The organism is Myxococcus sp. AB056 (assembly GCF_006547365.1).
Classification (GTDB): domain Bacteria; phylum Myxococcota; class Myxococcia; order Myxococcales; family Myxococcaceae; genus Myxococcus; species Myxococcus virescens.
In genome coordinates, this window is sequence record NZ_VHLB01000077.1 from 35172 (window position 1) to 41586 (window position 6415).

7 protein-coding genes and 1 pseudogene are annotated in these 6415 nt (G+C 70.3%); 2 read left to right on the forward strand and 6 right to left on the reverse strand.

What is annotated here, in order from left to right:
* Positions 1-34 precede the first annotated feature (34 nt).
* From FMP39_RS27685 to FMP39_RS38195, 4 genes are read right to left on the reverse strand one after another with little or no spacing between them, the layout of a single operon-like run.
* Positions 35-1114: a head morphogenesis protein gene (locus FMP39_RS27685; protein ID WP_141593146.1), complete on the reverse strand. Its 1080-nt coding sequence runs from the start codon at positions 1112-1114 to the stop codon at positions 35-37.
* Positions 1095-1376 (reverse strand): hypothetical protein, encoded by a 282-nt coding sequence (locus FMP39_RS27690; RefSeq protein WP_141593147.1) that lies wholly within the window; start codon positions 1374-1376, stop codon positions 1095-1097. The genes FMP39_RS27685 and FMP39_RS27690 overlap by 20 nt, the downstream gene beginning before the upstream one ends.
* Positions 1373-3172 (reverse strand): phage portal protein, encoded by a 1800-nt coding sequence (locus FMP39_RS27695; protein ID WP_228558382.1) that lies wholly within the window; start codon positions 3170-3172, stop codon positions 1373-1375. Before FMP39_RS27695 ends, FMP39_RS27690 begins: the two co-directional genes overlap by 4 nt.
* Entirely contained in the window at positions 3169-3384 is a 216-nt protein-coding gene (locus FMP39_RS38195; RefSeq protein WP_228558383.1) for a hypothetical protein, read from the reverse strand. Before FMP39_RS38195 ends, FMP39_RS27695 begins: the two co-directional genes overlap by 4 nt.
* A gap of 289 nt (positions 3385-3673) precedes the next feature.
* On the opposite strand from FMP39_RS38195, the gene FMP39_RS27700 reads away from it, so the two are divergent.
* On the forward strand, positions 3674-3955 hold the full coding sequence (locus FMP39_RS27700; protein ID WP_228558384.1) for a hypothetical protein: 282 nt from the start codon (positions 3674-3676) through the stop codon (positions 3953-3955).
* Between the two features lie 121 nt (positions 3956-4076).
* On the forward strand, positions 4077-4961 hold the full coding sequence (locus FMP39_RS27705; RefSeq protein ID WP_141593149.1) for a hypothetical protein: 885 nt from the start codon (positions 4077-4079) through the stop codon (positions 4959-4961).
* A gap of 80 nt (positions 4962-5041) precedes the next feature.
* Here FMP39_RS27705 and FMP39_RS27710 read toward each other — a convergent pair whose 3' ends face one another.
* Positions 5042-6229: a hypothetical protein gene (locus tag FMP39_RS27710; RefSeq protein WP_228558385.1), complete on the reverse strand. Its 1188-nt coding sequence runs from the start codon at positions 6227-6229 to the stop codon at positions 5042-5044.
* Positions 6226-6415 (reverse strand): annotated as a pseudogene (locus tag FMP39_RS37545) (hypothetical protein); the annotation flags it as partial. The gene FMP39_RS27710 and the pseudogene FMP39_RS37545, both read right to left, overlap by 4 nt.

The following is a 6415-nucleotide window of genomic DNA, read 5'->3' on the forward strand; positions in this document are numbered from 1 at the left end:
ACAAAGGCCTGCGGCGCGAAATCGGGGACATCACTTAAGTGACGGCGAGCGTCGTGGTGCGGCAGAGGCCGTGGTACGGCGGGAAGCCCACGCCCGCGTCCGCGAGCTGCCTGTCCGAAGCGAGCGAGCGGAACTCGCCGACGTCGTCGCGGGTGCCAGCGGCGGAGCGGAGCACCTCGGCCAAGCGCGTCTGTTGGCCGCCTCGGTTGACGTAGAGGAGGGCACGCCCGGTGTCTGCGTCGAGGCGCTCCCTCACCCAGGGCAGTTCCTGCTTCACGTCCTCTGGCCGATCGAGCGACTCGACGCGCTCGAAGCGCTTGAGGGCATCCGCCACTGAGAATGTCTTCCCATGGAGGAAGCGGCACGCCTGGGTGGTGGCCTCGTCGAGGACGGCCTCGATGCGGTAGCTGCGCACGCCGGTCTCCGCGTAGCTGCTCACCTGGGCGAAGGAGCGTCCCTGGCTGACGAAGTGGCTCGCCACCACCTCCCAGTAGAAGGGGGCCCGCTCGATGAGGGCGCCGCGTGCGGCCCTCTCCAGCGACTCGGCGATATCGCTCCTGCCGAGGCCGGCCTCCAGCCCCTCGGCCACCAGGCGCCGGGCCTCATGGCCGAATGCGTCCAGCCGGCGCCCGTACTCGTCCCGGACGAAGTTGCCCTGGGTGCGGACGATGTGCTGGGCGATGCGCCTGTCCATGGCGTTGAATCGGGCGGCGAGGGCGAGGCCCTGCTCGCGCCGGGCGTGGCTGCGGGTGGACGCCACCACCTCCTCGGCTGCGTCGCCGAGGGGCGCCTGGATGCGGGAGGGGATGACGGCCGTCCGCCGGCCCGCGGCCTCCAGGGACCGGGCAACGAGGCGCCTGCGCTGGGCCGCCGTCGTCTTCCTCCAGTCCACGTCGAGGACGGCCACCGCCTCTCGCATGGCGTCCACGTCCGCGCGCCCGACGGCGCGGCGAAGGCGTGCGGCAAGCAGGGCCACGGCGCGGTCCATGCCTGCAGCGGTGCCTACGTCCAGGGCCTTGGCCACCGGCAGCCGGAGGACGTCTCCCAGGAGAGCGTCCGCCACCTCCCGCGCTTCGTGCAGGAGGAGGAGGCTGTCAGCGGGGGCCGTGCACACGGGGCACCTCCTGCGTCACCAACTCCACGGAGCTGCGGCGCCTGGCGCGCACCTCGACGCCGGCCGCAGTGGGGGAGAAGACGACGTCGTGGCTGGCCGAGCACCTGTCACACAGGGCGAAGACGAGGAGGCCGTTGCGCCACAGCGTCGTCGTCTCCTCCAGGGGACCGCGCTTTCGGCACATGCGGCACTCCAGGACACCGCGCTCGGCGTCGGCCTGGGCCTGGAGCACCCACGCTCGCTGGAGCTGCTCGGGTGTCATGTGGAGTGCCCCGAGAACCAGGTGTCGAACTCCTCGCGGGGGACGGGGACGTGCTCGGTGTCCATGTACCGGCGGGCCAGCGCCAGGCGTCCCTGGGCCAGGCGCTCCTCCTCGGCCCGAAGCTCTTCTCGCAGCCCCAAGAGGCGTTTCGCCTCGCCCAGCAGTGAGCCCTTGTCCTTCTGGGGCTTCAAGTCTTCGACGCCCGTCTGAATGCCCGCCAGCGTGAGGGTGAGGGGGCGCTTCACCCAGTCGTCCGCAATCTTGCGGAACTCGCGGTGGAAGATGTCGCCGGCCAGGTGGCGGCCCTCCTCGGGAGTCAGCACACCCACGCGCACCAGGCGCTCCACCATCTCCGTCATGCGCTCCGGGTCTCGGGTGGCCGTCGTCTGGCTGCGGAAGCGCCAGAAGCGCACGCCCATGTCCGCGAGCACCTTGCGGTTGAGGAGGAAGTCGAACTCATCGCGTTCGGGTTGGAAGACCTGGTCCTCGGCGAAGCGCAGCTGGGCCTCGGCCACTGAGCGGTTGAAGTCACGGCCGTCGCCGCGCAGCAGCGGCGGCAGGCGGAAGGCGCTGCCCACCTTGTCGATGTTGCGCTGGTCGTACTGCTGGAAGAGGGCGTCCTGCTGCTGGGCGTCCGTCAGGGGGCGCAGCTCAATCTTCGCGCGGCCTCCGTCGCCGGTGCCGGCGCCGTCCGCCTCGAGGATGAGAATCTTGTGGAAGTTGGCCTTGCCCTTGAGGTTTTCCTCGATGAAGCGCTCGATGCGCGGCACGGACGCGTCGGAGAGCCGCCCTCCAGAGACGAGCAGCGCGAGGGGAGGGACGGACTTGTTGTTGAAGTAGAGGTAGTTGACCTCCTCCATCTGCCGGGAGCCGAGGACGGACAGCAGGGTGCCCACCCAGCGCGGAATGCCGTAGGGCGAGCGCGGCGAGTGGATGGCGAAGTGGATGAGCTCCGTGGCGGGGCCGTCCGAGGCGTCCGCGGCCTTGAGGGCGGCGACACTCGCGAAGACGCGGCCGGTGAGGCGGGAGATGACGCGCGAGTCCCCGAAGGACTTGAAGAACACCCGCTCGCTGCCCTGCACTTGGATGTAGCGGCGCAGGCGTCGACGGGTGCTCACCGTGTCGAAGCTGACGGCGGAGATGCGCACGCGCTCGCGCACCTCGACGGCCTCCTTGTCGAGAGGGAGGAGCCGCACTGTGTACGAGGGCACGTAGACGAAGCGGGCGATGTCGCCCTTCCCGTCGCGCAGCACCTCCCAGTAGGCGTTGCCCGTCACCTCCAAGTCATGGCGGGTGCGGCGACGCAACTCGACGAAGCTGCCGTCGAAGCAACAGAAGTCGAAGAAGGATTCCAGGCGGGCCTTCTCCACCCGGGCCTGCTGACGCACTGCCTCGGCATGGGCGGTGACTTCCTCGTCCGTGGGAAGCGGGGGCGTCCCCGAGGGCAGCGTGCCCGCGTCACGCGCAGCCAGGCGCTCCAGGGCCATGGCGTCGGCCACTTTCTCCCGGGCGCCGTCGGCGTCGAAGTCGATGGCAGGCTCGAAGCGGTACCCGAACCCGTCGATGTTCGTCGCGTAGGCGTCGACGTTCTGCCGCAACGAGTTGGAGTGCTCGACGAGAAGGCAGAGGGCCTCCGGCTCATAGGGAGGGGTGAGGGCGCCTGCCTCACTGAAGGCAAAGGCCTCCTCGCCCCCAGGGCGGCTGGCGGGCTCATCCACGCGGGCGCCCACCACCACTGCCTTGAGGATGGCTTGGAGGCGCTCCTCGGCTTGGTGGACCTCCGCAGGCCCCGTCACGGGCGGTCCTCCACGTAGGCAAGGAGGCCCGTGGGGGTGTGAGAGACGGCGCGCACGCGTTGGCCGCGGGCTGCCACCTCGGCGTGGACTGCCTCCAGCAGGTTGTCGTGGGTGGAGGACTCGACGGTGAACTCCGGCCCGGGGTGTGGCGCGCCCGAGGGGGAGGAGAGGACGAAGACTCTGACGACGCTCTGCACACGGGCCTCCCACACGAAGTGGAGGCAAGGCGCGCGGTGGGAGGGGCGCCCCCACGTGAGAGGGCGTTGGGAGCCGCACGCCTTGCCTCCAGCCAAGACAAAGGCCGCGGGCCCAATTTCGGGGACATCCAGCGCGTGCTTTTTCTCTCAGGGACTGCGCATCAATGAGTTGTCTTCGTCGGAAGACAGAGCGCTATTGGCAACACCTGCGGCTGAAGAGAGGGAGCCCACGCGCGAGCCGAAGCGCATGCGTGGGGGCGCCTCTGCTGCCGAGACTCACAGAGACGATTGGGAGAGACAGTCGATGAATCCAGGCCAGGGGTGTTTGATGCGAGAAGGGGACGCGCGCGGCGTCGCGTCCACTGGTGACGTTGCCGCCACGACGGCCGACGTGACGACGTGCCCATGCGGGTGCCCGGAGCGGGAGGACGAGGCACACCACCCGAGCGACTTCCTCGTGACGGCCGAGGAGTACCCCGAGCACCCTGCTGCCCGGGCCGGCTACGAGGGATGGGTGTTCTGCGTCCACTGCGGTGCGTGGCGCGCCGACGATGATGACGCGCCCGACGCGGACTGGGTGCCCTGACGCGCGCTGTATCCGCGCGGAGTGCTGGTCGCACGAACCCCGCTCCTCATGGCAGGAGCGGGTCGGTCGCGCCGTCCATGGTGAGCACGTTGAAGCCCCTCTTCAACGCGGAGGAGACACCATGGACACCTACCGTGTCGCGAGATTGCCCGCGCGCCTGCGTGGCTTCGCGCTGCCGGACACGAGCACGCAGCCCGGAGGCTACGTCGAGGCGGGGGACTACCTCGTGCTCGAGGAGAAGGCCCACCACCCCACGCTGGACACCGACTACGCCCGGCTGCTGGTGCCGAAGCTGGGCGCGCTCGACACCTGGGTCTGCACGCGCTGGCGCGCCCAGCGCTACGCGACATTCGCTTCCCAGGAGTGCGCGCCTGCCATGGCCCGGCTGTCGTTCGACAACGAGCCGCTGGCTGTCCCGGAGGCGCGGCTCATCGCGCTCCTGGGAGCGTTCCCCGACTACAGGTACGACGTAAGTCGGGCGTACTACCCGTGGGCGCTGCCCGGCGTTCGCGTTCAACTCGCGCCGCCCCGGCTGAACAACTGCTGCACCTTCGTCGAGGCCTTGTTGGTGAAGGCCTTCTCCGAGGCGCATGGTGCGGTCTTCTCGTGGGACGTACGCCGCCACCGGCAGATGATGATCGCCTCCACGACCGACTACTTCTCTCCGGTGACGGCAGCCGCCGAGTCCGGCATGGCCCTGCTGGCGCCGTCGGCGGACGTGCCTCCCCACCCTTGGACACTCATCCAGGGGTGGCGCAGCCAATGGGGCTCGGGGCACACCTTCCTCGTCGCGGACTTCCACCCGGAGACGGACAAGGTGCTGGTGCTGGAGTCCAACGCCGCCTACGGGCTCGACGGCGTCGGCTACCGTGGCATCGGCAACCTGCGCGACGTCGGCCTCCAGCCACCTGCGGACTGGTGGACGCAGAGCGAGGTGTGGACGTGGCGCCGCATCTGCTCGACGTACCCCGTCCGGCGCCAGGCGTGGCTGAAGGTCAAGGAATGATGGGACCGTGGAGTGGGCTCTCTCCTGAAGCACTTCCGAAGACGGAGTTCTCGAAGTGCCGCCCCAAGAAGCCCCATCTATTAGTGGAAGCTGACCGTGGTCCGCGCGAGCACCAGCCAGGACGTGCGCCGGTCGGGCTCCTCGAGCGGCGCGGTATCATAGCGCTGCACGTAGCCGGCGGCGCCAAGTCCCAGGAAGGACGTTGCCCACCAACGCACCGCCAGCGCGCCGCTCCGCGAGCCTCCTGGCGGCACGTCGGACGCGCCGCGCCCCAGCCACAGGCGTTCGACGCGCGCGGCCAGCTCCAGCGCGCCGTCCGGCAGCTTCCCCGCGCGCAGGGTCTCCAGCGCGTCCGCGTCGCTCGCGCTCGCCTGGGGCCACAGGGGGCCATCGCTTCGGGGCTGGCCCCATACGACATAGGACATCTCCAGCGAGGCGCCCTGGCTCTCCATCGTGGGCAGCGCCTCGCGCGGGGTGCCTGGGTTGCCGTCCGTGTCGCGCGAGCGTCGCTCCCACGCTGCGGCGGCCTCGGCCGCGACACGCAGCCGTCCCGCGTCCACGCGCGCGTGCGCCTCCGTCACCGTGCGCGTGCCGCTGATGGGCGGAGGCCGGTAGTAGACGAAGCCCTGCGGCCCCGTACCTCCGATGCCGGCCCGGTCGAACGCGCTCTCCACATGCACGCCCGCGCCCACCCGCGCGCCCCAGAAGGACTGCGTCGCTCCCGCCGAGCGGCCCCATCGTCCGTCCACGCGCGTATCCAGCGCGGGGTGCTGGTTGTCATTGCCCAGCGGACTGCGTGAGCCATTGCCCACCCGCACCCACGTCTCCAGCGGCAGCGTCGAGGGCGTCCATCTCACCTCCAACCCGAGGTCGCGCCGGGGCCAGAACGCCTGGTCCAGGCCGGACAACTCGGGGATGGCGCGCGCCTCCAGGTGCTCGTCATGCGCGCTGGGGAACAGCGGCGTCTTGTTGTAGCCCAGGGAGATTCGCCAGTCCTTCAGGCCCGTGAACGCCACGAAGGCGTCGATGAGCACCGGCTTCTCCAGCGCCCACTCCGCCACGCCGCGCGCCACCAGCCACGACACCGGCCGGGCCTCGGCGCCCAGCCGTAGGCGTGCGAGCGTGAAGCCGTCGAAGCCCTCCACGTCCGAGCCATGCTGGCGGTAGTCCACCTCGCCCACCAGCGTTGGCCGCAACCAATCCTCCTCCGCGAGCGCCGGCGACGCGGCCAGCCCGCAGAGCAACACCCAGCCCTGTCCTCGCATCATTCGACCGGGATGATCTGCAGGAAGTGGGTGGTGCCGTTAGTCTCGTCGTCATCGTGGTCCGCGACGAAGAGGCGGCGGTTCGCGGCGTCGTACGCGATGCCGCGCACCTGCTGGAACCCGCTGGCCAGCGCGGACGTGGCGCCGTCAGCGGTGGAGATGCGCAGCACCTTGCCGTCGCGCGTGCCG